Source organism: Streptomyces kanamyceticus (genome assembly GCF_008704495.1).
GTDB classification, from domain to species: domain Bacteria; phylum Actinomycetota; class Actinomycetes; order Streptomycetales; family Streptomycetaceae; genus Streptomyces; species Streptomyces kanamyceticus.
Genome location: NZ_CP023699.1, coordinates 1106639 through 1133101, shown reverse-complemented (window position 1 = coordinate 1133101; position 26463 = coordinate 1106639). Strand labels below are relative to the sequence as shown.

Sequence of the window (26463 nt, the reverse complement as noted above, 5' to 3'; positions counted from 1 at the left end):
GGCAGGCTCCGGGCCGCCCGCGCGGACGTCAGGGGAGCGGTCGGCCCGGCGGCGGTATTCGGGGAAGCAGCTCCCACAAGGGGCGCGAGCCCGCGGCCCACGCGGTCAGGGTCCCGCGGTCCACCAGATGGAGCCGCTGGGAGCGGGCGAGGGGCGCGCACTTCGCCGAGAACCTGCCGTTCGTCACCAGGACCACCACGTCCGCGCCGTGCAGCTGGCGGGCCGTCCCGTTCAGGACGTGCAGGTCCGGTGTGCCGACCGCCGAGCCGGCCGCGCCGCGCCTGCGGTGCTTGCACTGGATGACCCAGCGACGCCCCGAGGGGTCGGTGGCCTTCACATCCGCGCCGTTGTCGTTCGCCCCGCCGACCTGCGCCGCGTCCCGGCAGCCGTCCCGCCGCATCAAGTCGCGGACGGCGTACTCGAATTCCCGGTGGTGCAGGGCGTCCAGCTGCCCTATCGCGAACCGCAGGCCCTGCGCGCGGACCCGGTCCCACCTGGCCCGCTCGGACCTCCGGTACAGCCACCCGCCACCTGCCCCGGCGGCCGCCACGCCCGCGACGAGCAGCAACCACCAGTGCGCGAGCAGCCAGTTCACCGCCACCACGACCAGGCCTGTCGCCGCCACGGCGGCCACGCACAGCACGAGGACCTCCGCGTCCCTGCCGCGCCGCGAGCGCCGTGCGCGTCGCGGCTGCCGCGTACGCCGCCTCGCGGGCGGCCGCCGCGTCATGACCGGTCCCGTCCGCACGTCCTGTTCCCCGGCATGCCGCCCCCCATTCAGCCGCTGTCCCCGCCCGACAACCCATGCTGGCAGTCACCACTGACAACGGGCAGACGAAATCGGGCTCGGCGGCCCCGGCCCGGAAACTCAGGTCCGACCTATTGACCCTGCCGCGAGCCAGTCATTAGCGTGGCCGACAGCCTGCCAGAAAGCGCTTTCTGGACGCGCTTCCCCGCTGCCCCTCCGCAGCTTCCTCCGCACTTGCGCACCTGCCGCCGAAGTTCGCCGAAGCCCGTCGAAGTCCGTCGAATGTCAGGGGAGTTCCTCGTGAGCCAGCGCGTACTGTCCCGAGCGCCCAGCAAGGCGGCGGGTGTTGTCGAGCGGGAGCGCCCCGGCATCCGGCAGCGCGCCGCCGAAGCGGCCGAGCGCGGCTGGCGCCCGCTCGCGCTGCTGCTCGTCTGCTTCGGCGCCTGGTGGCTGATCGCCGCCACCGCCATGGTCGAGCCCTATCTGGTCCCCTCGCCGGGCGCGACCCTCGACGTCATCATCGACAAGCCCGACTACCTCTGGCAGCACAGCTGGGTCACCACGTACGAGACCTTGATCGGCTTCGCCATCGCGGTCGGTGTGGGGATCGTCTCCGCCGTCCTGATGGTCGCGTCGACCACCGTCGAGAAGACCCTGTATCCGATCCTGCTCTTCGCCCAGGTCGTACCGAAGATCGCCATCGCCCCGCTGTTCGTCGTCTGGCTGGGCTTCGGCATCGCGCCCAAGATCCTCATCGCCGTCCTCATCGCCTTCTTCCCCGTCGTCATCTCGATGGTCACCGGACTCAAGGCCGTGGACCCCGAGATGCTGCAGCTCTCCGCGACGATGGGCGCACGCCCCTGGCAGACCTTCCTCAAGATCCGCTTCCCGGCCTCGCTGCCGCACCTCTTCTCCGGACTCAAGGTGGCCGTCACGCTCGCCGTGACCGGCGCCGTCGTGGGCGAGTTCGTCGGCGCGAACGAAGGGCTCGGCTATGTGATCCTCCAGGCCAACGGCAACCTCGACACCCCGATGCTCTTCGCGGGGCTGCTCGTGATGTCGCTGATCGGGGTGGTCCTCTTCGTCCTCGTCGAGATCGCCGAGAAGCTCCTGCTCCCGTGGCACGCCAGCCGCAGGGACGCGGCCGCCACCACGTACTGACCCACCCGCACCTCCATCGGCACGCACCTCCATCGCCACGCACCGACTCCCGTACGCGAGAAGGGCCGCTCATGCACGCGCGCAGACTGCTCACCGGCCTCATCCCCCTGGCGCTCGTCGCGGTGACCGCGACGGCCTGTGGCGGCGACGACGCCAGGACGAGCACCAGCGACTCCGGCAAGAAGCTCGACAGGGTGACGCTGACGCTCAACTGGTATCCGTACGGCGAGCACGCGCCGTTCTACTTCGGCAAGAAGCAGAAGATCTTCGAGAAGCACGGCATCGACCTGGAGATCAGGGCGGGCCAGGGTTCGCAGAAGACCGTGCAGGCCACCGGCGCGGGACAGACCGACTTCGGCTGGGCCGACACCCCCGCCGTGCTCGCCGGTGTCGATCAGGGCGTCAAGGTGAAGAGCCTCGGCGTGTTCCTGCAGACGACGCCCGCCTCCGTGCAGTTCTTCGACGCGGAGGGCATCACGTCGCCCGCGGGGCTCAAGGGGAAGACGATCGCGGGGACGGCGGGCGACGCGCTCACCAAGACCTTCCCGATCTTCCTGGCGAAGAACGGCATGGAACTGTCGGACGTGAAGATCCAGAACACCGACCCGGCGGGGAAGATCGCCGCGGTGATCTCCGGCAAGACGGACGCGCTGCTCGGCTACGCGAGCGACCAGGGCCCGACCATGCAGAACAAGGCGGCGAAGGACGTCTCCTATCTGCGCTTCTCCGAACACGGCCTGAACTTCTACTCCAACGGCCTCATCGCGGGCCCCAAGACCCTGCAGGGCAGGGGCGATCTGGCGAAGCGGATGACGGCGGCGGTGAGCGAGGCGTGGGCGTCGGCGCAGCGGAGCCCGGGGCCCGCGGTCGCCGCCATGGAGGGCGCTTCCGAGCAACTCCCTCCGAAGAAGGTGCTGTCGGAGCAGTTCGAGACGACGCTGACCCTGCTGCACACCGACGCCACCGAGGGCAAGGCGCCGGGCGCCAACACGGCGGCCGACTGGAAGCAGACCATCGAGGTCTTCGCCGAGGCGGGCCTGGTCGAGGAGCCCAAGTCCGTGACGGATTACTGGGACTCGGCCAAGGGGATCAAGGGATGAGCATGCCCAAGGACGCCACGCTCGCGACGGCACAGGACGTCACCGCATCGCACGTCATGACAGGGGAGGACATGGCTGCCCGGCCCGCCGTGCGGCTCGGCGACGTCGCCGTCCGCTTCCGTACGAAGAGGAAGGACGTCACCGCGCTGCGGGACGTCTCGCTCGACATCGGCGCAGGCGAGTTCGTGGCGATCGTCGGCCCTTCGGGATGCGGCAAGTCCACGCTGCTCAAACTGGTCGCGGGGCTGCTCACGCCGTCCTCGGGGGAGGTGCTCATCGGCGACGAGCACGTGCGCGGGCCGCGGCGCGACATCGGCTACGTCTTCCAGCGCGCCGCCCTCCTCGACTGGCGCTCCGCGCGGCGCAACATCCTGCTCCAGGCGGAGATGCGGAAGATGCCCGCCGCGCGGGCACGCGCGCGTGCCGACGACTTGATCCGGATGACCGGGCTCGACGGCTTCGAGGACGCCTATCCGCACGAGCTGTCGGGCGGCATGCAGCAGCGGGTCGCGCTCTGCCGCGCCCTGCTGCACGAGCCGCCCGTGCTGCTCATGGACGAGCCGTTCGGGGCGCTGGACGCGCTGACGCGCGAGCAGATGAACGTGGAGCTGAACCGGATCTGGCGCGAGACCGGCACCACGGTCCTCCTGGTGACGCACTCCATCCCGGAAGCGGTCTACCTGGCGGACCGCGTCGTCGTGATGAGCCCGCGCCCCGGCACGGTCACGGAGGTGATCGAGGTCGGCCTTCCGCCGGAACGGGAGTACGCGGCCACGCTCGTGTCTCCCGAATTCCGCACGGCGACCGGACGGATCAGGGAACTGCTCGGGGCGGTGTCCGCGCACGACTGACGGAGCATCCCGGCCTGCCAGGAGCGGCCCCCCGGTTGCCGGAATTCCCAGATCCGGGATAACGTGCCGAATATGGAACACGATGGAGTCGACGCGCGCCTCGCCGCCCGGCTGGCCGAGCTGCGTGCCGAACGCGGCTGGTCCCTGGGCGAGTTGGCGGAACAGAGCGGGATCAGCCGCTCGACCCTGTCCCGCGCCGAGCGCGCGGAGATCAGCCCCACCGCGGCCCTCCTGAACCGGCTCTGCGCGGTCTACGAGCGGACGATGTCGCAGCTCCTGAGCGAGGTCGAGGCCGAGCCCGCGCAGCTGGTGCGCGCCGTCGACCAGGCCGTCTGGACGGACGACGAAGCGGGCTTCATGCGCTGGTCGGTCTCGCCGCCGAGCACCGGTATGCGCGGCGAACTGGTCGAGGGCCGACTGCAGCCGGGCGCCGACATCGCGTACGACCGTCCGGCCGTGCCGGGTCTGGAACAGCACATCTGGGTGCTCGAAGGGGCCCTGGAGGTCACGGTCCACGGGGAGGCGCACACGCTGCGCACCGGGGACTGCCTGCGCTTCCGCCTGTGGGGCGCGTCGCGGTTCCGCTGCCAGGGAGAGACGGCCGTACGGTACGCGCTGGTGGTGGTGACGCCGTGACCGGACCGTCCACCGTCACCCGGCTCACCTCCGGTCAACTCCTGGCCTGTGCGGACGACTTGGCCGAGCTGCTGGTCGAGACGGTGCGCGGCGGCGCCTCGCTCGGCTTCCTCGCGGGCCTCGAAGGGCCCGCCGCGGCCGCCTGGTGGCGCGGGCTCGCCCCCGCGGTCGTCGAGGGACGGCTCGCCGTGTGGGCGGCCCGCGACGCCGAACGCGTCACCGGCACCGTCGGCGTCGCCTTCGTGGACAAGCCCAACGGCCGCCACCGCGCCGAGATCACCAAGCTGATGGTGCACCCGGACGCGCGCGGGCAGGGCCTGGCCCGCGCGCTCCTGTCCGCCGCCGAAGAGGCGGCGGCGGAGGCGGGCGTGACCCTGCTCGTCCTCGACACCGAGACGGACAGCCCCGCCGAAACCCTTTACGGGAAGGCGGGTTGGACCCGGGCCGGGACCATCCCGGACTACGCGACGGACCCGGCCGGCGGGCTCCACGCGACGACGCTCTTCTACAAGCGCGTCTACAAGCGCGTCGCGTAGCCGGTAGGGCTCAGTAGCGCAGCGCGGCCAGATACGCGTAGCTGTTCCGCGCCGTGGCGAACGGATCCGCCGGGGTGTCGTGCTCGACGAGCCACTGCCGTACGCCGCCCACGCGCGCGTGGGCGAACATCGCGGCGAAGTCGAGCGTCCCCGAGCCGACGTCGGCGAAGCCGCCGTCCGGCGCCATGTCCTTCACATGGAGGGCGGGGAAGCGGTGCCGATGGCGGCGGAAGTACGTCGCCGGATCGGCGCCGCCCTTCACCGCCCAGTAGACGTCCAGTTCGAAGGCGACAAGAGCGGGATCGGTCTCGGCGAGAAGGACGTCGTACAGGTTCACGCCGTCGACCACCACGTGGTCCGTGCCGTGGTTGTGGAACAGCACCGGGCCGAGGCCCGCCTCGCGCGAGGCGAGCCCGATCCGGTTGAACTGCCTTGCCGCCTCGCGGAATCCGTCCGGCGTGTGCAATGCCCCCGGCAGGCTGGGCACCACGGGCCACCGGGCGCCCAGGGTGTGCAGATCGTCCAGCGCCCCGGCCAGTCCGCTGCCGGTGAGCGTGGTGTACGCGACGTGTTCGAGGACCGCCCGCAGGCCCGTCGCGTCGAGCATCCCGCGGATGTCCCCCGCGCCGTACCCGTGCCGGCCGCTGACGCCCACGGTCGCGTACCCGATCTTGGCGAGCCGCTCCAGGGTGCCCGCGAAGTCCTCGGCGAGGACGTCGCGCATCGTGTAGAGGTGCATTCCGATGCCGCCGCGCGGGATGCGCCGCCGGTGCCCGTGCTCCGCCGCCCGCGCGGGCGACGCCCCGCCGACGGCTGCCGCGAGCCCCAGGGACGTACCGGCCGACGTACCGATGGCCGTACGGAGAAAGGCGCGTCTCGTGCCACCCGGGCGTGACGCGTTCGCTGATCCGTTCATGGCCGCCCTCACTTCGCCGTGACCCGGACGGCGCCGGTGGTCGTGTCGCCCTTGTCGTCGGTCACCGTCAGATGCGCGGTGTACGCCCCCGCGCGCGCGTACGCGTGGTCGGCGGTCGGGCCCTCCGTGCCGCCGGACGGCTTCGTGTTGTCGCCGAAGTCCCAGTGGTAGGAGGCGGCGGTGCGGCCCGCGGGCAGCTGCACCTTGCCCGTGAGCTTCACCGCGAGGGGCGGCGCGCCGCTGTCGGGAGCGGCGGTCACCGAGACCTTCGCGCCCGCGGACTTCTCGACGCCCGGGCCGTTGAAGCGCAGCCAGTCGACCGTGAGCAGGTCGGGCCCCTCGGCCGTCCAGCGCGGATTGGTGAAGACCGCGTACAGGTTCGTCGTGCCGTCGTGGTCGGCGAGTTCGGTGGTCGGCGAGATGAAGTCGCCCCACCCTCCGGTGCTCGGCACGGTCACCTTGCCGAGCAGCTTGCCCGTGGGCGATCCGGCACGGAACTCGACGTCGCCGCCGAGCCCGCCCGACGCCGCCCCGACGGTCACGGAGTCGACGCCCTTGAGGTGCACGGGGTCGAAGGAGACCCAGTCGCCGTCCTCGATCTCGATGAGCCGCTTGCCGCCCGACGCGTCCGCCCGGTCACCGATCTCGGCCCCGCCGTGCGCGCCGCCGGTGGCGGTGCGGTGCTCGGCCTCACGGAACGACGTCCGCAGCGTCAGCGAGGCCGACCCCGTCAGCGCGGGCACGGCACCCGCGCCCTTGTCCTCGTACTGGGCGGTGATGCCGTAGTACAGGTTCTGTCCCGGACCGTGGCTGTCCCCGGCGTCCGTCACGATCTCACCCGCGCAGCCGGTGTAGTTGTCCAGTGGATGCAGATGGCTGTCGTGCCCCAGCTGGGACTGGACGACGACCTTGCCGCAGTCGATCGGCCCGTCCTCCCTGTCCGTCACCTTGACCTTGAACGGGATGGTGTCGCCGAAGCTGAACGTCCCGCCGTTCGGCGGCTGTTGGATGGTCACCACGGGGCGCGTGTTGCCGACCGTGATGTCGCGTACGGCGAGCGCACTGAGGTCACCGGGTCCCGTGACCTTGAGGCGGGCGCTGAACTGGCCCTTCTTCGTGTACGTGTGGGTGGGGTTCGCCTCGGTCGAGTCGGTTGTGCCGTCGCCGTCGAAGTCCCACGCGTAGGTGACGGGCTTGCCGCCGGGCAGTCCGGATCCCTCGCTGGAGAACTTCGCGGTCAGGGGTGCCTTTCCGTTGTCCGGCGTCGCCGTGATCCGGGCGTCGGGCAGCCGTCCGTCCGCCACGTAGTCGATGCGGTAGATGCCCGCGCCCTCGTTGCTGCCGCCGCGGCCCGTGCCGCTGCCGAGCCCGAAGTCGATGACGTACAGAGCGCCGTCAGGACCGAAATCGGCGTCGAAAGGCTGATTCCACTTCATGTCGGAGAAGACGGAATTGATGGACTGCAGATCGCCCTTCTTCGCCGGTTCGAAGCGCGGATCGGTGAACGTCTGGTCCTTCTCCTGGATCGAGAAGGTCTTGAACCACTGCCGGGTCAGCTCGTAGTTGAACCACTTCCCCTCGAAGTACTCGGGGAACTTTGTCTTGTACGCGTTGTCGACGTCGTAGTCGTAGACGGGACCGCTCATCGGTCCGCCGCCGCCCGTGCCGAGTTCGGGGAACTCCGGTGAATCGGAGTACGCGTACCAGACGTTCGCGGCCTTCGCGGGCGGCAGGTCCCGCAGCCCCGTGTTGTTCGGCGAGTCGTTGGCGACCTTCGCGCAGTCGAATTTCCCCTTCGGCGTCTTGGTCGCGAAGTCGTAGTCGTTGAAGGGGGTGTTGTTCCCGACGCAGTACGGCCAGCCGTAGTTGCCCGCCTCGGTGATCCGGTCGAACTCGACCGTCCCCTCGGGTCCCCGGTCCGCGACGGCCTTCCTGGCGTCGGGCCCGTAGTCGGCGACCAGGAGCGCGCCGCTGAGCGGATCCGTGGTGATCCGGAAGGGATTGCGCAGCCCCATCGCGTAGACCTCGGAGCGCGTCTTCTCCGTGCCCGCGGGAAAGAGGTTCCCCGCAGGGACGGCATACGTTCCGTCGTCCTTGGGCGTGATCCGCAGGACCTTTCCACGCAGGTCGTTCGTATTGCCCGCCGTGCCCTGCGCGTCCCAGGCGCGGCGCCCTTCGCGCTCGTCGATCGGGGTGAAGCCGTCGGAGGCGAACGGGTCGGTGTTGTCACCCGTCGCTACGTAGAGGTCGCCCTTCTTGTCGAAGGCGATCGAGCCCGCCATGTGCGAATTCGCCCGGCCCTCGCCACGCCACGTAGGAATCGTCAACAGGCGCTTCTCCGAGGCCGGATCGATCTTTCCGCCCGCCTCGGTGAAGCGCGACAGGTTGATGCGTTTCTCGGTCTTGTCGGAGTGCAGCAGATACAGCCAGTGGTTGTCCTTGAACTTCGGATCGAGCGCGAGTCCGAGCAGCCCGTCCGACTGGCTCGTCATCTCCGGGGTGTACGCGAGGTCGAGCGCCGTGGAGACCTTCAGCGTCTCCTGGTCGATGATCTTGAGCTTCCCGGTGCGCTGGATGAAGAAGACCCGGCGATCGGGTGCCACGGCCAGCTCGAACGGGTCGGCGAGATCCTCGGTGGCGAGGGGCGTGCGCTGGAAACCACCCGTCTTCGTAGCGGTGCAGTCGCCCGGCTTGTCGCCCGCCGCCCACTGGATGCCGCCGAGGACGTGCCGCAGGAAACCCTTCTCCTGGAAGGCCGACTTGGCGTGCCCGCCCGCCGTGTACCAGGAGCGGCCGCCGTCGTAGTTCTGGCACCAGGACCAGGGCTGGTCGACGCCCTCGTCGAGGCCCGTGACACCGTCGCGCACCTTGACCTGAGCGAGGGTGTGCACCTTCCCCGTGGGGTTGGTGCGCCAGTTGTACCACTCCTCCGTACGCTCCCAGAGCTCGGGCAGCCCCTGGGTGGACGGGTGCGCGTGGTCGAGCACCTTCACCCGTCCCGTCTGTACGGCGGGGTGCTTGTCGAAGATCGCGCCGACCAGGCCCTCGTACCACTGCCAGTCGCGCTCGCTCGCCGACGCCGCGTGCAGGCCGACCCAGCCGCCGCCCGCCCTGACGTACTTCTGGAAGGCGGCGCGCTGGGCGGCGTCGAGCAGATCGCCCTTCTCCGGAGTGGAGTTGGTGTTGTTGAACACGATCGCCTGGAAGCGGGCGAGGTTGGCGTCGGTGAACGCCGACGCGTCGTCGGTGGCCTCGACCTCGAACCCGTTCTCGCTGCCGAGCTTCTTGATCGCTTCGATGCCCGCGGGGATCGAGTCGTGGGCGTAGTTCGTGACCTTGGAGAAGACCAGGACACGGAAGGCCGGTGCGGCCTCGGCGCGGGGCGGGGCGCCGATGCCGAGGCCCACGACGAGGGCGAGCAGGGCGATGAGGACGAGCAGGGGTCTTGGCGCACGCTTCGGTGCCGTGGAACTCATGGCGCTCCCTGGGCTTGGCTGATGGACGGCTGCCGGTCGCCGGGTGTGCGGTGAGTTGCGTCTGCGCTTGAGCGGGAGTGCGGCTCTGGGCAAGCACGCTAGAAAGCGCTTTCAGAGCGCGGGACTCAGCGTAGGTTCCGGTTCTGGGGAGGGTCAATGGGTCGGAAGGGGTGGGCGCGGGGCGGGAGTTGGGGGGTGGGTGGCGCGTGCGCCGGGGACACGCGCGCGTGCGGCCCGCATGAGGTCGCGCGCGTGCGGTCCGCATGAGGTCGCGCGCGTGGGGGAGGCTGAGCCGGAGGAATCCAGCCGCCATCCCAGGGAGCCCGCCCCGATGCCCGACCGCGACGACGCCCACGGCCCGACGACCACGCCCACCGCGACCTTCACCGCCGGGCTGCTCAACGCGGCGGACGGCGTGCCCGTCGCCACGTACACCTGGCTGCCGGCCGACGGCAGGCCCCGCGCCTATGTGCAGATCGCGCACGGCGCCGCCGAACACGCCCTGCGCTACGACCGGTTCGCCCGCCACCTGGCCGCACGCGGCTACGGAGTGGTCGCCTCCGACCACCGCGGCCACGGCGCCACCGCGCAGGCCACGGGCGGCTTCGGCGTGACCTCCGGGGCGGACGATGCGCGCGGCGCGGACGACGCCGACAGCTGGCGGGCGATCGTCGACGACCTCAAGGCCATCGGCGACCAAGTGCGCACCCTGCACCCCGGGCTCCCCTTCTTCCTCCTGGGCCACAGCCTCGGCTCGATGCTCGCGCGGGACTACGCGCAGGAGTACGCCGACGGGCTCGCGGGCCTGCTCCTCTCGGGCACGTTCCGGTCGCTGCCCGGCGCCGAGACGCAGGAGTCCATCGCCCGCCTCGAACGGGAGATCGCCGAGGGCGGCCGCGCGGCGCGCTCCTCGTTCGTCCCCGACCTCTTCGCCTCCTTCAACGACCCGTACCCGCACCGCACGGGCTTCGAGTGGCTCTCGCGCGACGAGGCCGAGGTCGACGCGTACGTCGCCGACGAGCGCTGCGGATTCCCGTTCGCCGCGGGGCTCTCGCTGGACTGGGTGCGGGGCGTACGCAAGATCAACGATCCGCGCAACCTCGCGCGCGTGCCCGCCGATCTGCCCATCCACCTCGCGGTCGGCGAGCAGGACCCCTGCAACCAGGGCATGACACTGGTCCACGAGCTCCTGGAGGACTTCCGGTACGTGGGCGTCGAGGACCTCACCTGGAAGGGCTACCCGGACGCCCGCCACGAGATCCTCAACGAGACCAACAGGGACGAGGTCCAGGACGACCTGACGGCCTGGCTGGACGAACGGGTGCTGTGAGGCCCGTCCGGAACGGGCCAGGCCGGGGCGGGCGCGGCCGTCGGCGGGTGAGTGTCAGTGGCGTTGGCTACGGTTCATGCCATGTCGAAGTCCAGATCCCGTGCCCGCGTCACCTCCGACGACGTGCGCCGCATCGCCCTCGCCCTGCCGGACACGGCGGAGAAGATCGCGTGGAGCATGCCCACGTTCCGTGTGGCCGGAAAGATGTTCGTGACCGTGCCCGACGACGAGACGTCCTTCGCCGTGCGCTGTCCGAAAGTGGAGCGGGACGAGCTGGTCCTCGCCGAGCCCGACAAGTTCTGGGTCGCCGACCACGAGGCGGGCTCCGCATGGGTGCGGGTGCGCCTCGCGGCGCTCGACGAGGAGGAGCTGACCGACATCCTCCAGGACTCCTGGCGCCAGGCTGCCCCGCCCCGACTCCTCGAAGCGCACCCGGAGTTGGGGGTGCCGACCACGGGCTGAACGGAAGAGAGCGCTGTCTGTCCGCCGTGGCATGATCCCCCCAGTGCCGTCGGGAGGGGATCGGGATGGGGCCGGGGAAGCGGAGCGGTACGCCGCGCCACAGCATCTGGTCGCGGGACTTCGGACTGTTCTTCGCCGCTCGTGCCGTGGCCAAGCTGGGCGACACGATGCTGCCCGTCGCCCTCGCCGCGGGCCTCCTCGAGCACGGTCACGGCGCCGGGGCCGTGGGCCTCGCGATGGCGGCGACGACCGTCTGCTTCGCGGGTCTCGTGATCTTCGGCGGGGTCTTCGCCGACCGGTTCAGCACCCGCCTGCTGATGATCGGCGCCGATGCCGTCCGGCTCGTCACCCAGGCGCTCGCGGCGGTCTTCTTCTTCACCGGACACGTCGTCCTGTGGCAGATCTGCGTGATCGGCGCGGTCAACGGCGCGGCCGCGGCGCTCTTCCAGCCGGGCGTCGCGAGCACGGTCCCGCGGCTGGCCGCCGACGTCCAGAAGGCCAACGGCGCGATACGCGTGGCCGAGTCGACGGCGTCCCTCGCGGGCCCCGCCGCCGCCGGTGTCCTGGTGGGCCTCGCCTCGCCGGGCGCGGTCTTCGCCGCGCACGCGGGGACGTACGCGCTGAGCGCGCTCTGCCTCGTCCTGCTCCGGCTGCCGCCCGCACTGCCGGGCTCGCTCCCGCAGAGCGAGGGCTTCCGGGCCGATCTGGTGCAGGGCTGGCGGGAGTTCAGGGCCCGCACCTGGCTCTGGGGCGTGATCGCCATCTTCGGCGTACTGATGATCACGACCAGCGGGCCGACCGTGCCGCTGGTGGCCACCCTCGTCGTCCAGGAACACGGTTCGGGCGCGTACGGCCTGGTCAACTCCGCCCTCGGCGCGGGCACCGTCGTCGGCGGCCTGATCGCCCTGCGCCTGCGCCCCCGCCGCATGCTGCGCGCCGGGTCCCTCGCCCTCTTCGGCTACTGCGCGTTCCCGACGGCGGTCGGCGCCCAGCTCGGCGTCCCGCTGATGGCGCTCGGCGCGGCCGTCGCGGGCGCCGGGATCTCCTTCTGGGGCGTGATGTGGGCGACGAGCGTGCAGACCCAGGTCCCGCCGGACGTCCTCAACCGCATCCACGCCTACGACGTGGCGGGCTCGCTCGCCATGCTCCCGGTCGGCCAGGCACTCGCGGGTCCCGCCGCGAGTGCCTTCGGTGCCGAGCGGGTGCTGATCACGGGCGGCGTGATGGCGGGCGTGGTGTGCCTCGCGCTGCTCTCCGTGCCCGCGATCCGCGGCCTGGTGCGCGTCGAGCCCGCCCATGGAGGACCGTCGACGGGAGTCACGGGACCCTCGACAGGATCGGCGGGAGCGACGGGCGGCCCGGCCGCTACGACACCCCGGCCCCGGCCCCGGCCGACGTCCGCTCGCCGAGGAAGCCGGTGATCCGCCCGCGCAGCGATCCCGCGTCGAGCCCGTGCGCGGCCACGTGCTCGTCCACGTCCCCGTAGCGGCGCAGCTCGCGGCGGCCGACGCCGAGGCCGAGCACCCGGTGCGGCAGATGCGCGAGCGCGTCGTTCGCGGCGCTCGTCGAGGTCCCCGCGAGGTACGGCTCGACGATCACGACATCGGCGGCAGGACCCGCCCCCACGGCGCGGCGCAGCGCCTCCCCGTCGAAGGGGCGCACGGTCGTCGCGTAGAGCACGCTCACATCGAGCCCCTCGGTCGCGGCGAGGACCTGGTCGAGCATCGGCCCGACCGCGACGACCACGCCGGAGCGCCCCTCGCGCACGGTCAGGAAGCGCGTGCCGTCGACCGCGAGGGCCTGATCATTGGACTGCACCGACAGACGTACGTACACCTTGTCGTCGCCCGCCGCGACGGCGTGCCGCAGCAGCGTCTCGGCCTCGTCGGGGTGGCCGGGCACGTGCACGGTCCAGTCGTCGAGGGTGTCGAGCAGGGCCACGTCGCCCGGCGACATGTGGGTGAAGCCGCCCGCGGGCCAGTCGAACGACGCCGCGGCGCTGACCAGGACGCCGCCCACGCCCTGGTGCCCGAAGTCGAGCTTGATCTGTTCGAAGGGACGCTCGACCAGGAAGCTGGCGAAGGTGTGCACGACGGGCCGCAGCCCGGCGAGCGCGAGCCCGGCGCCCGTGCCCACGAGCAGCTGCTCCCTGATGCCCACGTTGATCACCCGGTCCGGGTGGTCGCGCATGGCGTCGGCGAAGCCGTCCTTGCCGATCTCGGCCAGAACGACGGCGACGCGCGGGTCCTCGTCGAGCAGCCGCGTGAGGACGGGGGCGAGGCGGTCACGCATGGTGTCCATGACAGAACGGTCCTTCCGGAAAGTGCGTACGCACGGTGGTGGTGGAGGGGTGATCTCGGGTCACGCGGACCTCGGGTCACGCGGAATTCGGATCACGCGGACTTGGGCTCGCCCGCGTACTCCTTGGGCTCGACCCGCGCGACCACCACGCGCGGCCGCCCGGGGTGCGGCGCGGTGAAGGCGGCGTACAGCGCCTCGTGGTCCCGCCCGTCGACGGTCTCGGCCGACCAGCCCGCCGCCTCGAACCTGGCGGCGATCCCGCCGGGCCGCGCGTAGCTGGCCGAGGCGTTGTCGATCACGAGGACGTGCAGTCGCTCGAGACCGGCGGGCCCGGCGTAGGCCACGGCCTCGTGGTTGCTGCCCTCGTCCATCTCGGCGTCCCCGACGAGCACCCACACGCGGGCCTCCGTCTGCCCCCGTGCCTTGAGCCCGAGCGCCGTCCCCACGGCGAGCGGCAGCCCGTGCCCCAGCGACCCGCTGCCGATCTCGACACCGGGCACGAGCACCCGGTCCGGATGGTGCCCGAGCGGCGAGTCATAGGCCCCAAATCCCTCCAGCCACTCCACGGGCAGGAATCCCTTGGCCGCGAGCACCGCGTAGTACGCCATCGGCCCGTGCCCCTTGGAGAGCAGGAACCGGTCGCGCCCCGGATCGTCCATGCGCTCGGGTGTGACGTCGAGCACGCGGTCGTAGAGCACCCAGAGCGCGTCGAGCGTGGAGGTGGCCGCGGGGCCGTGCTTCTCCGCCCCGGTCATCCGTCCCATGAGGCGGGGCAGATCTGCGTAGTCGTATGCGGGTTCCGTGGTCGTCGTCATGCCGAGAAGCGTGCAACTTAAACCGCACTTGAGGTCAACAGGTGCCCGACCCGGGAAAGGCGTGAGCGATCACGGTCCGGAGTGCGGTATTGTTTCGGTGCGCGTTCGGCCAGGGGAAACCCCAGGTCACACGGGCATCGGGACGTGGCGCAGCTTGGTAGCGCACTTGACTGGGGGTCAAGGGGTCGCAGGTTCAAATCCTGTCGTCCCGACTCGTAAGAGTCGCAGGTCAGGGGCGGCTTCGGAGAATTCCGAAGCCGCCCTTTGATCATTTCTGGGGACCAGTTGGGGACCATCGTTCCTTGACCGGTGTCAGCGGGTGAGGACGGTTGGGCCGGGAAGGGAACGAGGGGCGCGCAGCACGCTGAGGTGCGCCGAGAGCGCCGTACCGGCGGCCGTGATCTTGTGGACGTCCGGGTGCAGGTAGCGCTGAGTGGTCGTCAGTGAACCGTGGCCGGCGATCCTGCGTAGTACGTGGATGGGGACTCCGGCGTCCGCGAGCCAGGTCAGTCCGGTGTAGCGGAGATCGTGGCGGCGCAGGTGCTCGTAGCCGAGCCGGGTGACGACCTCGTCCCAGTGTGTCGCGTCGCGTAGGACCGCGGTGGAGATGTGTCCCCCGCGTGGGCCGGTGAACAGTCGCGCGTCAGGGGCGGGGCCGGCGGAGAGGATGCGCTGGGCCACGAGCGGGCGGATCTCTTCGATGATGGGAACCTTCCGGGCGCGCTTGCCCTTGGTGCCCTTGTCGGTCAGTCCGCCGGGCGCGGGCGTGGTCTGGCGCTGTACCGTCCAGATCCACTGACTGGTGTCGATGTCTCCGACGCGGCACCCGGAGACTTCTCCGATCCGAGCGGCGGTGCTCGCGGCGAAGAGAACGACGTCGCCCCAGCCGGGGTACTGGTTGGAGGAGGCGGCCACAAGTGCCTCGGCCAATTGGACGAGCGTGTCCCAGTCGGGCAGGGCGAGGGGCCGTGGGTCGCGGAGTTCGTCCTCGGCCTGCTTGTAGAGCTTCTGCCAGCCGCTGACTCTGCACGGTTCGGTCGACGACGCCGTTGGTGATCATCCGTACGGCGAGGTGGCCCAGGGCGGGGATCACGCGCACCCGCCATCCCGCGAGATATGGGTCGAGGGTCTTCAACTCCAGCCCGCGCAGAGCGAGATCCATGTTTGCGTCGCCGTATTCCGCGAGCTTCATAGTGGCCAGCGACGGGGACAGGCCGGCCTGCGCGGCCTCGATGATGTCCTGGAGCCACTCCTGCGCCTCGTCCTCGTCCGCCTTTCGCAGTCGAGTCGCACCTCGATGCGATCACCGCCGCTCTGCCTCGTTCCGGCGAACATGAGCGGACCCTCACCATCGCCGCCGGGGAGACCGCCGCCCTGGCCGGATGGGTGGCGTGGGACCTGGGGGTGCGCGACAAGGCTGACGCCTATTACAAGGCCGCATCGGGGTGTGCAGAAACCGCAGGACACCCGCCGCTACGGGCCCTGGCCCTGACCTACGCCAGCTACGGTTCCCCCACTCCGCAGGAGAGGTTGGAGCTACTTTCCCGGGCTGCCGGGGATGTGCGTGGGCACGGCAACGCCACTGCTGCCGCCTGGGTGCACGGCAGGCATGCGGAGGAGACCGCGCAGTTCGGCGACGCCACCGGCGCACTGCGCGCACTGGATCGGGCGCGGTTCGCATATGACTTCGCCGACCACACCAGCGAGCAGGCGTGGGTTCGATTCGTGACCCCGTACCGAATGGATTCGCTCGCCCTGTCCGTGTACGGACAGTTGCGGCGGCAAGAGCTGACCATCATGGCAGATACCGCGGTCAAGCGCCTCGGAACTGGCCTACCCGATGGTGGCGTTGTCGTCCTCGGCGACCTGGCATCGGCGCTGTTGCGCGGAGGTGACGTCGACCAAGGTGTCTACGTGGCACGTCAGTTCGCATCCGCGACACATGCCAAGCCCAACACGATGGGCAAGGAGAGGGCCCGGACGGTGGCCAGCTGGCTCCCCGACAGTGAACAAGAACTCGCTCGCTGTCTACGGCAGTTCGCGTCCTGATCCTGCTCCGGTCGTCGACTGAGCGCAGGCTCAAGACAGGGGCGCCGACGTGCTGTCGCCGTTTCAGGACGCGGCCGTCTCCTCAACAACCCAGGACAGGTACGCCTGGGATCCGCCGGTCACGGGAAGAGTGATCCATTCCGGAACGTCGTACGAGTGCTGCTGAGCCACCCACGCGGCAAGCTCCGGGAGCCGATCCGTGGTCGTCTTGTACGAGATCCGCCATTCTTGAGCGGTTTCGATGGCGTCCTTCCATCGATAGACGGCCGTGAACGGTGCATCGATGTGGGCACACGCCGCCAGCTGCCCCTCAACTGCGCCCCGCGCCAGCGCCTCCGCCTGGCCCTCGTCGTCGATGGTCGTCTGCGCAATCACAATCTCGGTGGCCATCCAACTACCTCTCCGGCTCGGTTTGCCACGACCTTACCTAGCCGGCCACGGGCCTTCGGCTGTTGCCTGACCTACCGCTACCGGAAACAGCCCCGAAGTCCTAGCCCAGACACCGGGGAGCAAGTAACCCACTGGTGGCAGCTGCATCGTGAGACCGGACTCACCGACCAGCAGATCCAGGATGGGGTGGCCTTGGCGCAGCGAGCACGCCCGACGGCCCGAGCCCGGGGGCTAACCAGACGCAAGGGCGTTGATGCGGTTCTCGTACTCGCGGCGGGCTTTGCGCTGGGCCGGGATCGCCGTGGTGCCGTCGAGCGGCCGACAAGCAGCAGGCCCCGAGCCGCTACAAGCCTGTCAGGAAGGACGACGGGAAGAGCACCGGCGGGAGCGGCGAGGGCTCCGTAGGTGGGAGCGCGCCCGCCAAGGCGCTGCTGAAGTTCTCCGCGCCGCGCGACCCGGCCGCGCTCGCGGCGTTCATCAACTTGCGGGTCCTCAACCCGGAGCACGAGCACTGGCGGCGCGGCGTGGAGGCCGCTGTCATCTACGCCCGTGAGCACGGCGACCTCCGCGTGCCGTTCACGTTCCGCGTGCCCGCCGTCGACGGCCAGGAGGCGGAAGGCGCGGGGTGGCCGGCCTCGCGCGCCGGGTTCTCGCTGGGGCAGTGGACCTCCGATGCGCGCCGGTTCTACTCCCGCGGCGACATGGACGAGGACCGCGTCGCGCAGTTGGAGAAGCTCGGCATGGTCTGGTCGCGCTTCGACGTCGCGTGGGAGGAGGGCCTGTCCGCCGCGCGCGGGTGGGCCGCCGAACACGGGCATCTCTTGACCCCGCTGGACGCCACCTTCCAGGGCGCGAAGGTGGGCATCTTCCTGAAGAACGCGCGGGCCGCCGCCCGCAAGGCCGCCGAGAACGAGCAGCGGCGCGCGAAAGGGCTGCCGGTGGAGTCCTCGGCCGGAGCCCTGTCGGAGACACGGTGCGAGCGGCTGGAGGACATCGACGCTTCCTGGTGCCCGGCATGGCCGGTGACGTGGCAGCGCTGCTTCCACCTGGTCCGCATGCACCTGGACGCCGGTGAGGCGCTGCCCACCCAGGCGGGCGACATCCTGCGCCAAGGCGAAGACCTCGGACGGTGGGTGCAGTCGGTCCGGCTCGGCTTTGAACAGCTCACCACTGTGCAGCAATGGATATGCGAGCAGGTCCTCGGCATCCAGCCCGCGGTCGAGGACGAGAAGCCGCCCCCGCCACGTACACAGGCCAACAAATGGGCACTCAACTACCAGGCCGCCCGCCAGTTCTACGAGCGCGAGGGGCACCTTCAGGTCCCGCGGAAACACATCGAACGGATCGTCGGCGAGGGCCAGGAAGAGCGGGAACACAAGCTGGACGCCTGGATCGGAAATCAGCGCAGCCGGGCCACGACACTCACCCCGGAACGGATGGAGCAGCTGTCCGCCATCGGGATGCGATGGACCTGATGATGGGCGTCATCGTCATCGTCACCGCAGCCGCGCTCGCCACCGACGATCTGCACCGGCGCGGCCCATGGTGGAATGCCGCTGCCCGTGCCAGTCCTCGCAAGCACCTCCTGCGTGTGGTGAACGCGGGCCCCGCTGGCAACCGTTTGGCGCGGGCGGTCACAGGTTGGCGCCGCCCGTGACGTCGACCTTGGCGCCGGTGATCCAGCGCGCGTCGTCCGACGCGAGGAAGGCGACCGCGTCGGCGATGTCCGGGACCTCACCGACCCGGCCGAGGGCGGTCAGGTTGATGGTGTGCTCCAGGTGCGCCGGGTCGGCCAGCGCCGAGGCGGTCATGTCGGTGTGGGTGTAGCCGACCGCGACGGAGTTGACGGTGATGCCGCGCGGTCCGAGGTGTTTGGCCAGCGTGTGGCTGAACACGTCGAGCGCGCCCTTGGTGAGCGGATACCCGATGCCGTGGGCCGATGCGGCGCGGGTGGAGACGGACGAGATGTTGATGATCCGGCCGCCGTCGCGCAGCCGCGGCAAGAGCCGCTGGGTGAGGAAGAACGGCGCCTTCACGTTGACCGCGACCATCCGGTCGAACTCCTCGGGGGTGAGGATCTCGATCGGCCGCCCCATGATGTTGAGCCCCGCGTTGTGGACGAGGATGTCGATCGCCGACTCGCCGTACGCGCGCAGGGCGGCGTCCAGGCCGTCCGCGAGCGTGTCCACGTCCCCGGGTACGCCCAGTTCGGCGCGCACGACGAAGGCGCGGCCGCCGGCCTCGGCGATGGCCGCGGCGGTCTCCTTGGCGGCCTTCTCGTTCCTGCCGTAGTGCACGGCGACCAGCGCGCCGTCGTGGGCCAGGCGTTCGGCGATGCCCCGCCCGATGCCCCGGCTGGCGCCGGTGACCAGGGCGACCTTGCCGCTGAGGTTTCCCATGTGCACTCCTCGGTCGTGCCGTACGAACCTTTCCCTCACGCTAGGTTAGGCTAGCCTAACTAGCATGTGCCTCTCGGGGCCGGCCGCATGACGGCCCGTCAAAGTCTGTCTCCCCCACGGAGTTCGGGCCCCGGGCAGCACGGAAGAGGGCTCCCGGACCGTTCGGGTTCCGGGAGCCCTCACTCATGTGCGGTCGCCAGGGCGGCCTTGGCGAGCGGACCTGCTACTTCGCGCCGGCGGGCGAGCGGTGCTTCTGCGCCATGGCGGGCTTGGGCAGGGTGCAGCCGGGGCGGTTCAGGTCGATCTTGTTGCCGGCGCCGACGCAGGCAACGATGATGTAGGTCTGCTGGGCGTAGCCGATGCTGGGCCGGACGGTGACCTTGCCGTTCTCGTCGACCTCGCACGGGTTGTTGTCCGTGCAGCGCTGGCCGCTCTCATTGATGGTGTTGTTGACGGCGACGACCTTGCCGGTGGCGTCGTCGATCACCGGCGATCCCGAGGTGCCGCCGATGACCTGGCAGGGCTGGGTGTAGCGGAGCGAGTCCTTCCAGGTCCACTGGCCTTCCTTCAGGCGGTACGCGAAGCCGTCCGTGCTGCACCGGTACATCCGCTTCCAGTAGCCGGAGGCGACCGTGATGGCCCGGCCCGTCTGCGGGTGCGCGGCGTCCAGGTCGAGGGCCTTGATGCCGTAGCGGCTCTCGATTTCGCTGTAGGTGCTGGTCAGTTCGTACACGGAGACGTCGGTGTCGGTCATCGTGCCGTACGCGATCTTGCTGGCGCGAACGGTGCCGAGGCTGCCGCCGCTGGCGTTCAGAAGCGTGAAGCTACGGCTCGAGGCCCGGTTGACGATGACCTGCCCGGCACTGGGGAAGCCTGTCTCCAGGCAGTGGCCGTTGGAGAGCACGAGCGCCTTGTCCGTGGGCTGCGAGCTGGGCACGCGCACCACGGAGCCCGAGCAGTTGCTCAGCGCCACGGTACCCGCGAAGGTCACAGCCTTCGCCTTCACCTTCGCCTGGGTCACCGCGGCGGGTCGCGCCGCGGCCGTGCCTTTGCCGGAAACCGGCGCCTCGTTGCTCACGGCGGACGCGGGTATCGCCGTCGCACCGAGGAGCAGCGCGGTGAAGACGGCACCAACGAGAGGCTTGCTCATGTGGGGTTCCCCTCTGATGACTGTGTGACCGAAGGTCCTTCGGTTTTGTCATGCGCATTTTTGGGGCAACCCACTGCCAGGAGCAAGACCGCGTGCTCTCAAGTACGCAAGCGACACGCCTTCTTGGGCGCACGGCCGCCGGACGCGGCCCCCACGAGTCCCCCCCCGCGATCCCCATCTCCGACACCGCCCCCTTCGCCACGGCCACGCGCGAAAGGGCCGCGCGGGGCGCTCCACCCGGCGGGCTCGATGGCCCTCCACCGCTCGTCGGTGAACCGGGTGCCGCAGCCCCCTGGAAGATGGAGTCTCACCTGTTCGAGCCGATCCCAGAGCTTGGGGAGCCTCGACGTCTAAGGTTGCGGTCTTCCGTGGGTTGAGGTCGAGAAGGTGATCATGGGAGCGAGCGTCGTGACAGTCGGGCTGTGCGGCATGATCCCCGGAGGCTCCACCTTCATGGGCAAGCGTCACCCCTGATCGGATCGGGGGACTGCCCGGGATGATCGAGACTAGCCCGACTGGTGGGGGGTGAGCCAAGTCGATGCGGGCTGCCTAACGGCAGGGAATGGCCCGCTCTTTGGGGACCAGTTGGGGACCACACGGTGTGCGTGATGGCGCACGACGGGTCCCTACACGCACAACTTGCACCCGATTTAAGTCTGATATATCGCAAAAATCACCCTGCCCCTTACTCCTGGGGGTCAAGGGGTCGCAGGTTCAAATCCTGTTGTCCCGACGGAAACGTCGCAGGTAGGGGCCATCTTCGGATGGCCCCTACGTCGTGTTTGGGGGCGGGGAACCGCTCCCTGTGCTCTCAAGGAACATCTCCGCTGCCCGGTCTGGTGTACGGGGCGAGGGGTCGCACTGTCCGTCCCCTTGCCGATAGGCAGTGGCTCCGCCGACCCGTATCGGTCAGCGGCGCCTTCCGCTGCCTTCACGGGCCAAAGGTTTGAACGAGTCGTCGCGTGGCGAGTAGACCTCCGTTGTCGAGGATTCGGCCCTGTGAAACAGGGCTCGGAGGCGAAGGCGGCCGCTGTTCTGGCCGGATTCGAGCTCGGGGTACTGGGCCAAGTGCGCGAGTTGGGTGAGGAGATGTGCCTGGGCGGCGCGGTCCAGGGCTTCTTTGCCTATGGCGCCTGATGCGCGCGTGCCGACGGCGTCTTCGCAGGCCACTCGTGAGCTGCCGACGACCAGCCACCGGCGCAGCGAGGGCGAAACGCGGTTCGAGGTCTGGTTGAGCAGTGCTGCCACAGCACCGCAGCCGGAATGCCCCGCTATCACCACGTCCCGCAGATTGGTGAGTGAGAGGGCGTAGTCGATGGTGGCGATCGCGCCGGAGACGACCTTGGGGTTGTACGGCGGCACGATGTTGCCGATGTTTCGCAGTTCGAACAACTGCTCAGGGCGTGAGACGAACCGCGTGGGAGCGATCTGGGTTTCGGTGCAGGAGATGAACAGAGTCTGGTGCGGACTCTCGCCGGGGCGGGTTCCCTCGAGCCGATACGGGCGTTCAGGTGATGGGCGCGGTATCAGACCGTTCGCAGAACGCATGGTGCTGCCTTTCTGACATGACGAAGCTCGAGTCGATGTGCTGTGCGCATCGGGACTCGGTCATGTCAGATCAGCCAGCTCTGCAGCGTCGGACGAAGTGGAGCCGGGACTGCTGGCTTCGTGGGCCGCGTGAGTGTGTCAGGGGCCCTGAGTGAGGCCGGCCTGGCCATTGCCGCAGACTCCGCGATGGGAGATGGCGACAGCGAAGGCGGGTCGGCGGTAGCCGACGTGTACGGGCCCCGGCTGTGGGCAGCCGTACCGGACGTCACCTCGCAGCAGATGGTCTCGCCCGGCAGGTCGTTGTCCGAGCCGTCGATGTCGGCCTGGTTCAAGTCCGCTGCCGATGTGGCCGCGGGCGCGACTGGTGAGTCCGCGGTGGGGAGCGGGGCGACTTGCCCGAACAGGGCGTGGCCCAACAGGAGGCAGGGCAACAGTCCCTTGACTAGCACCTTCAGTAACCGCATGCATACGCGTGCCATGTACCGACCTTCCCCCGTCGATATACAAGCGTCTGGATCATGGTGCTGTGTAGGTGCGGTCAACCACCCTTGTTCGTGTACTCGTTCGACACTGTAGGCGGATCAGTCGGCTCGTGCGGCGTTGTCAGCAGACTCATGGGGCGGCGGCCGAGCGCGAGCTTGCACAAGGGCATGGCGCTGGCGGAGGTGATGAGGGCGACCAGGACGAGGAGCGAGAACGTCTTCTGGTTGATGATGCCTTCGGCCAATCCGACATTGACGAAGATGAGGATCATGAGGCCGCGGGCGTTCATCAACGCTCCCATGGCCGCTCCCTCGCGCCAGCTGAAGCCGTTCGCGCGCATCGCCGCCAGGCTGCCGCTGAACTTGCCGGCGACCGCCGCTGTCAGCAGGGCCGCAAGAGGCAGGAGCGTCCCCGCGTCGGTGATGCCGCCCATTTCCGTGTTGAGGCCGGAGAAGGCGAAGAAGACCGGAACGAGCAGCACCTGCACGGTGTCCAGGAGCCGCTGCCGGACCGCTTGTTGAAAGGCCTTCTCGCGGGGCATGGCCAGCCCGACGACGAAGCCGCCGAAGACCGCGTAGACACCTATCTCCTCGGTGAACCACCCTGCGGCCAGAACCACCATGAGTACGAGATGGAACTGACCGGTGGTCAAGTCGCCCCGCGAGCGCGCCTTCTCGCCCAGCTTGCGCAGAAGTCTGCGTCCAAGGGTCAGCATCAGCACGGCGAAGGCTGCGGACAGGACGACGACGCGAACGCTCTCGGACAGCCCGCCGTTGCTGTGAAAGGCGACGATGAAAGCCAGGAAACACCAGGCCACGGCATCGTCCACGGCTGCTGCGAGAAGAGCGAGAACTCCGAGCGGGGAACGTTCGAGCCCTTGGTCATAGAGCATGCGTGCGAGCATCGGAAACGCGGTGACAGCCAAGGCGCCACCCACGAACAGGGCGAACATGCCCGGGCTGACGTCGCCCCGGGACAGCTCCTGATGGAAGAGCAGTCCTACGCCGCAGCCAAGGAGGAGGGCCGGCACGATGCTCGAGACGGCCAGCGTCATCGCGGTGCGTTGATACCCGCGTGGTGCCTTCTCGTGATCGAGCCCCAGGCCGACGAGGAACATGAACAGCGTGAGACCGATCGTGCTCAGTACGTACAGCACCGGTTTGACCGAGGGGGTGAACAAGGACTGCTGGGCGTCGGGGAAGATCCGGCCGAAGAGGGTGGGTCCCAGGGCGATGCCGGCGATCATCTCTCCCACCACGCGGGGTTGGCCCCAGGCGACGGCAACCTTCCCACAGAGGGCGGACACGATCAGGATGACCAGGAGTGCGGGAAGAACCTCGATGACCAGCTGCACGTTTGGATCTTGAGCGGCGGCGATGGTGCTCGTCGTCATCGTCATCTCCTACGGCCGGGTGAGAACGAGTACGGCGTTCTGGCCGCCGAATCCGAAGGAATTGCTCAGCGCCGTTTCCATGGTCACGGGACGGGACGTACCCGCCACGATGTCGAGGTCGACGGCAGGGTCCTGATGTGTGAGTCCAGCGGTCATCGGGACGGTTTGGTGCTTGAGCGACAGCGCGGTGATGGCGGCCTCGACCGCACCGGCAGCGCCGAGCGAGTGCCCGGTCACTCCCTTGACCGAGGAGGTGACGGGATGGCTCCCGAGCACTCTGCGGATCATGCGGCCTTCGGCCACGTCGTTGAGCGGCGTGGATGTCCCGTGGGCGTTGACGTGAGTGACGTCGGCGGGGGAGGAATCCGCGTCTTGCAGAGCGGCGCAGACCGCCCTTTCGGCGCCCAGTCCTTCCGGGTCGGGACGGGTCTCATGTCCGGCATCGGCGGACGCGCCGTATCCACTGACGTACGCGTATGCCCGCGCCCCGCGTGCTTGTGCATGTTCAGGGCGCTCCAGGACGAGGACAGCGGAGGCCTCGGCGATAACGAAGCCGTCGCGTCCGGTGTCGAAGGGGCGGGAGGCTTTTGAAGGGCCGTCCTTGTAGTGCGAGAGGGCGCCCGCTCTGTCAAAGGCTGCCACGACCGAATGTACGAGGCTGGACTCCGCGCCCCCCGCGAGAACGATGTCGCAGGCCCCGGACCGGAGCAACTCGCGCGCCGTGCCGATGGCCGTGGCACCTGAGGCGCACGCCGAGCTCGTCACGAAGCTGGGGCCGCCGGCCTTGACGTCGGTGGCGAGTCGTCCCGCCATCATGTTGGTCAGTGACATGGGGACGGTCAGCGACGAGATGCGCTCCGCGCCGAGCTCGAGGAGCTTGCGGTGCTCACGTTCCCAGGTACCGATGCCACCGAACGCCGTTCCCAGGATGGTGCCGACACGGGTGCCGTCCCAGTCGCCCGGATCCAGGCCGGCATCCGCTACGGCGGCCCATCCGGCTGCCAGAGCCAGCTGGGTGCAACGATCCAGCCGCCATGCTGTGCGGCGCCCCAGCACTGTGTCGCCGTCGAACTCGGCCGCGCGGCAGGAGAGTTCGACGGGCAGCCCCGCCAGGGCCGGGTCCGCTGCCGCTGTGGGGCGTCCGGCCAGAACGGAGTCCCAGGTCTCATCCGTCGTCAGTCCGGCGGGGGTGACCATGCCGATCCCGGTGATGGCCGCATGAAAAGGGATGCGCATCATGCCTTCTTCCCTATGCGCTCCGGTTCGTTGAGCTTGGCCCGGATGAGGGCGGCGGCTTCGCCGATGGTCTGCTCGGCGCCGAGGTCGTCATCGGCGATGGGTACGTCGAAGAGCTCCTGCAGGACGTCGGAGAGTTCCACGAGAGCGAGTGAGTCCAGTTCGATGGCGCTGAAGGTGACGTCGGGGGCCGCGGTGGCAGCGTCGACACCGAACCGGGTCTCGAGCAGCGAGCTGATCTGCTCCTCAAGAGAGCGGGCGGAAGGGTGCAGGGAGGTCATGGCTGGTCCTTACGTCGGGTAGGCGGTGGCCGGGTGCTGAGCGGGGCCGCGGCGCACGATGTGATCCGCGCGGGGCGAGGGGGTGAGAGCGCGGCTGCCCGCTCAGGTTCGTTCCGGGGTGAGATCCGGCCATGTCAAGGCGGCAGCACCCCAGGTGGCGCCGCCGCCGAAAGCGGCCAGCAGCGCACGGTGTCCTGGTCTGAGCAGTCCGCTCGCTGCGGCGTCGGCGAGCGCCAGCGGAATGGAAGCGGCAGCGGTGTTGCCGACGTGCGCGAGGTTGACGGCGCACCGTTCCATGGGGATGCCGAGCTTTTCCACCACGGCCTGCAGGATGCGGTAGTTGGCCTGATGCGCGACGAAGCAGTCCACGTCAGATGCGGACCAGCCGGCCTGACGACGTACCTCCGTCGCGGCTCCTGCCATCCGGGCCACCGCATGTCGAAATACGGTCTTGCCCTGCATGGTGAAGTAGCGCCCAGGGTCTGGGTGCGAGTGCTTCTGGGGGTTGACCGGGAAACGCGAACCACCTGCCGGGACGGTGATCAGTTCACGCAGGGAGCCGTCACTGCCCAGGGAGGAGGGCCCCAGCGCGCCGAGCTCGTCGGGCTCTCCAGCACGCAACACGACGGCTCCGGCGCCGTCGCCGAAGATCGGGCGGGTGGTGCGGTCGCCGGGAGCCAGGATGGTCGAGAAGGTGTCGGCGCCGATGAGCAGAACGCGGTTGGCCGTACCGGCCGCGATGAATCCCCTGGCAGCGGCCAGCCCGTAGAGGAATCCGCTGCAGACGGCCGACAGGTCCCAGGCTGCGACATCGATGAGGCCCAGCCTGTGCGCCACGGCGGGTGCTGTGGCAGGACAGGGATGGTCGGGCGTGGCCGTTGCGAGGATCACCAGATCCACCGGCTCACCGCCCGCCGACTTCAGGGCGCGCCTGCCGGCCTCGACTGCGAGGTCTCCCGTTGACATGCCCGGATCGACGATGTGGCGCTGCCGGATTCCTGTTCTGGTGCGGATCCACTCGTCGCTTGTTTCCAGCTGCTCGGACAGGTCGTCATTGGTCACCACCTTCGGGGGCAACCATGCGCCTATTCCGCAGAGTATGGCGGACTTCTTCACGATCCCTTCCTTTCCGGATTTCCAATCCGACGGCAGAAGTGGACTACCTCATTCCCTCAAGTCCCGGTTCGAGTGATGGAACCTAA

At 69.6% G+C, this 26463-nt stretch carries 23 protein-coding genes, 1 tRNA gene and 1 pseudogene; 11 read left to right on the top strand and 14 right to left on the bottom strand.

Translation table 11 applies throughout. The features are described 5' to 3' along the window. Positions 1 to 28: 28 nt before the first annotated feature. Positions 29 to 730, bottom strand: a complete 702-nt coding sequence (locus CP970_RS04105; RefSeq protein WP_055552098.1) for a restriction endonuclease — start codon at positions 728 to 730, stop codon at positions 29 to 31. Between the two features lie 300 nt (positions 731 to 1030). Here CP970_RS04105 and CP970_RS04100 point away from each other — a divergent pair, with 300 nt between their 5' ends. The 5 genes from CP970_RS04100 (at position 1031) to CP970_RS04080 (ending at position 5032) form a co-directional block, all read left to right on the top strand. Then, positions 1031 to 1909 (top strand): ABC transporter permease, encoded by an 879-nt coding sequence (locus CP970_RS04100; RefSeq protein WP_398654554.1) that lies wholly within the window; start codon positions 1031 to 1033, stop codon positions 1907 to 1909. Positions 1910 to 1980: 71 nt separating this feature from the next. Next, positions 1981 to 3009, top strand: a complete 1029-nt coding sequence (locus CP970_RS04095; protein ID WP_055552096.1) for an ABC transporter substrate-binding protein — start codon at positions 1981 to 1983, stop codon at positions 3007 to 3009. Between the two features lie 56 nt (positions 3010 to 3065). Continuing rightward, positions 3066 to 3860 (top strand): ABC transporter ATP-binding protein, encoded by a 795-nt coding sequence (locus tag CP970_RS04090; protein ID WP_055552110.1) that lies wholly within the window; start codon positions 3066 to 3068, stop codon positions 3858 to 3860. Positions 3861 to 3932: 72 nt separating this feature from the next. After that, the gene (locus CP970_RS04085) at positions 3933 to 4496 is read left to right on the top strand and encodes a helix-turn-helix domain-containing protein (protein ID WP_107099036.1); all 564 of its coding nucleotides are present in this window, start codon (positions 3933 to 3935) and stop codon (positions 4494 to 4496) included. Continuing rightward, positions 4493 to 5032: a GNAT family N-acetyltransferase gene (locus CP970_RS04080; protein ID WP_055552092.1), complete on the top strand. Its 540-nt coding sequence runs from the start codon at positions 4493 to 4495 to the stop codon at positions 5030 to 5032. Before CP970_RS04085 ends, CP970_RS04080 begins: the two co-directional genes overlap by 4 nt. Positions 5033 to 5042: 10 nt before the next feature. Here the strand turns inward: CP970_RS04080 and CP970_RS04075 are convergent, their stop codons facing one another. Together CP970_RS04075 and CP970_RS04070 are read right to left on the bottom strand one after the other, a co-directional pair. Beyond that, the gene (locus CP970_RS04075) at positions 5043 to 5948 is read right to left on the bottom strand and encodes a sugar phosphate isomerase/epimerase family protein (RefSeq protein ID WP_055552090.1); all 906 of its coding nucleotides are present in this window, start codon (positions 5946 to 5948) and stop codon (positions 5043 to 5045) included. An 8-nt stretch (positions 5949 to 5956) separates the two neighbouring features. Next, on the bottom strand, positions 5957 to 9424 hold the full coding sequence (locus tag CP970_RS04070; protein WP_055552088.1) for a ThuA domain-containing protein: 3468 nt from the start codon (positions 9422 to 9424) through the stop codon (positions 5957 to 5959). 331 nt (positions 9425 to 9755) lie between these two features. Between CP970_RS04070 and CP970_RS04065 the strand changes: the two genes are divergently transcribed. The 3 genes from CP970_RS04065 (at position 9756) to CP970_RS04055 (ending at position 12637) form a co-directional block, all read left to right on the top strand. After that, entirely contained in the window at positions 9756 to 10754 is a 999-nt protein-coding gene (locus tag CP970_RS04065) for an alpha/beta fold hydrolase (protein WP_150492973.1), read from the top strand. Positions 10755 to 10835: 81 nt separating this feature from the next. Next, complete coding sequence (locus tag CP970_RS04060; RefSeq protein WP_150492971.1) at positions 10836 to 11216, top strand: MmcQ/YjbR family DNA-binding protein; 381 nt, start codon at positions 10836 to 10838, stop codon at positions 11214 to 11216. A 65-nt stretch (positions 11217 to 11281) separates the two neighbouring features. After that, positions 11282 to 12637: an MFS transporter gene (locus CP970_RS04055; protein ID WP_150492969.1), complete on the top strand. Its 1356-nt coding sequence runs from the start codon at positions 11282 to 11284 to the stop codon at positions 12635 to 12637. On the opposite strand, the gene CP970_RS04050 is transcribed toward CP970_RS04055, so the two are convergent. Next, positions 12582 to 13517, bottom strand: coding sequence for a transketolase family protein (locus CP970_RS04050; protein ID WP_150492967.1), 936 nt, complete (start codon positions 13515 to 13517; stop codon positions 12582 to 12584). The genes CP970_RS04055 and CP970_RS04050 overlap by 56 nt on opposite strands. Before the next feature lie 92 nt (positions 13518 to 13609). After that, positions 13610 to 14332 carry a thiamine pyrophosphate-dependent enzyme gene (locus tag CP970_RS04045; protein ID WP_150492965.1) on the bottom strand — a complete coding sequence of 241 codons (723 nt, stop codon included), beginning with the start codon at positions 14330 to 14332 and terminating at the stop codon, positions 13610 to 13612. Between the two features lie 138 nt (positions 14333 to 14470). Between CP970_RS04045 and CP970_RS04040 the strand changes: the two genes are divergently transcribed. Then, a tRNA-Pro gene (locus CP970_RS04040) sits at positions 14471 to 14544 on the top strand. A 100-nt stretch (positions 14545 to 14644) separates the two neighbouring features. Here CP970_RS04040 and CP970_RS04035 read toward each other — a convergent pair. After that, positions 14645 to 15262, bottom strand: a complete 618-nt coding sequence (locus CP970_RS04035) for a site-specific integrase (RefSeq protein ID WP_224058206.1) — start codon at positions 15260 to 15262, stop codon at positions 14645 to 14647. 351 nt (positions 15263 to 15613) lie between these two features. Here CP970_RS04035 and CP970_RS04030 point away from each other — a divergent pair. Beyond that, positions 15614 to 16381, top strand: a pseudogene (locus CP970_RS04030) (transcriptional regulator); the annotation flags it as partial. 63 nt (positions 16382 to 16444) lie between these two features. Here the strand turns inward: CP970_RS04030 and cutA are convergent. Continuing rightward, entirely contained in the window at positions 16445 to 16771 is a 327-nt protein-coding gene (gene cutA, locus CP970_RS04025; RefSeq protein ID WP_055556219.1) for a divalent-cation tolerance protein CutA, read from the bottom strand. Between the two features lie 482 nt (positions 16772 to 17253). On the opposite strand from cutA, the gene CP970_RS04020 reads away from it, so the two are divergent. Further along, on the top strand, positions 17254 to 18246 hold the full coding sequence (locus tag CP970_RS04020) for a helicase associated domain-containing protein (RefSeq protein WP_398654549.1): 993 nt from the start codon (positions 17254 to 17256) through the stop codon (positions 18244 to 18246). Between the two features lie 159 nt (positions 18247 to 18405). On the opposite strand, the gene CP970_RS04015 is transcribed toward CP970_RS04020, so the two are convergent. The 7 genes from CP970_RS04015 to CP970_RS03985 all read right to left on the bottom strand — a co-directional run bounded on the left by CP970_RS04015 (position 18406) and on the right by CP970_RS03985 (position 26377). After that, the gene (locus CP970_RS04015) at positions 18406 to 19170 is read right to left on the bottom strand and encodes an SDR family NAD(P)-dependent oxidoreductase (protein ID WP_055556216.1); all 765 of its coding nucleotides are present in this window, start codon (positions 19168 to 19170) and stop codon (positions 18406 to 18408) included. A gap of 223 nt (positions 19171 to 19393) precedes the next feature. Beyond that, positions 19394 to 20320, bottom strand: coding sequence for a S1 family peptidase (locus CP970_RS04010; RefSeq protein ID WP_150492963.1), 927 nt, complete (start codon positions 20318 to 20320; stop codon positions 19394 to 19396). Between the two features lie 909 nt (positions 20321 to 21229). After that, positions 21230 to 21868, bottom strand: a complete 639-nt coding sequence (locus tag CP970_RS04005; protein WP_079044106.1) for a carbonic anhydrase — start codon at positions 21866 to 21868, stop codon at positions 21230 to 21232. Positions 21869 to 22406: 538 nt separating this feature from the next. Then, a complete protein-coding gene (locus CP970_RS04000) occupies positions 22407 to 23744 on the bottom strand; it encodes a cation:proton antiporter (protein WP_191094868.1) in 1338 nt (445 codons plus the stop codon). Positions 23745 to 23753: 9 nt separating this feature from the next. After that, positions 23754 to 24983, bottom strand: a complete 1230-nt coding sequence (locus CP970_RS03995) for a beta-ketoacyl-[acyl-carrier-protein] synthase family protein (RefSeq protein ID WP_398654546.1) — start codon at positions 24981 to 24983, stop codon at positions 23754 to 23756. After that, positions 24980 to 25261 carry an acyl carrier protein gene (locus CP970_RS03990; protein WP_055546913.1) on the bottom strand — a complete coding sequence of 94 codons (282 nt, stop codon included), beginning with the start codon at positions 25259 to 25261 and terminating at the stop codon, positions 24980 to 24982. Before CP970_RS03990 ends, CP970_RS03995 begins: the two co-directional genes overlap by 4 nt. Positions 25262 to 25363: 102 nt before the next feature. After that, positions 25364 to 26377, bottom strand: coding sequence for a beta-ketoacyl-ACP synthase III (locus CP970_RS03985; protein WP_107098916.1), 1014 nt, complete (start codon positions 26375 to 26377; stop codon positions 25364 to 25366). Positions 26378 to 26463 lie beyond the last annotated feature (86 nt).